The organism is Nocardia flavorosea NBRC 108225, from assembly GCF_001613385.1.
GTDB lineage: Bacteria > Actinomycetota > Actinomycetes > Mycobacteriales > Mycobacteriaceae > Nocardia > Nocardia flavorosea.
Genome location: NZ_BDCG01000067.1, coordinates 1 through 630, shown reverse-complemented (window position 1 = coordinate 630; position 630 = coordinate 1). Strand labels below are relative to the sequence as shown.

Sequence of the window (630 nt, the reverse complement as noted above, 5' to 3'; positions counted from 1 at the left end):
AGCCACCTGTTTTCGCGTTCGGAGACCTCCCATAGGGTTTCGATCGCCCGGTCGATATGTATCCGCCGCAGAATCGGCCTGCTCACCGGTCGGCCTGTTCCGATCAGTAGCGGCGCATACAACTCGCCGCTTCGGGCCGCCGGGTCCGTGGCGGCGCGTAACTGCGGCAGTGCGCCGGCTTGCGCGGACTGGCCGAGTGTCCGGGTCGCGCGCAGGCGGGCCGTGCGCGCCGTTCCGGAATCCCGCACGGTGACGTCGGGTTGGTCCTGGCCGCTCCCGGATATGCGACCAGGCTTGCTGCCCGTACCCCCGCAGAACCGAACAGGCGGTGCAATCCGAGTGCGAAGTGGAAGTTCGCGAGCTTGGCCTGTCCGCGAGCGTGAATCGCGGGTGGACCGATATCGAATCGATGCTGACCCGGTTCCCGGCGACGTTCGAAGTTCTCGACAACCAGCTCTTTCCCATGGTGGCCGCGCCTCCCTGCGGCGCGCTCACGCTCTCCCGGGGTGGGCTGCTGGCCGGGTCGGCTGTTGCCGCCCTGGCGGCGGTCGCGGTCGTCCTCGGGATTCTGCTGTTCGGCGCACGCGGTGAGCCGGCCCGCGAGCGCGCCGATGCGGCCGACCGCAACCG

General features: G+C 69.5%; 1 protein-coding gene and 1 pseudogene. One reads left to right on the top strand and one right to left on the bottom strand.

Annotated features, from left to right (window positions below; all coding sequences use genetic code 11):
- Nucleotides 1-248 (bottom strand): annotated as a pseudogene (locus tag NFL01S_RS36645) (hypothetical protein); the annotation flags it as partial.
- Nucleotides 249-379: 131 nt separating this feature from the next.
- On the opposite strand from NFL01S_RS36645, the gene NFL01S_RS33860 reads away from it, so the two are divergent.
- The coding region (locus tag NFL01S_RS33860) for a hypothetical protein (RefSeq protein WP_157117343.1) at nt 380-630 on the top strand (251 nt) is incomplete at its 3' end.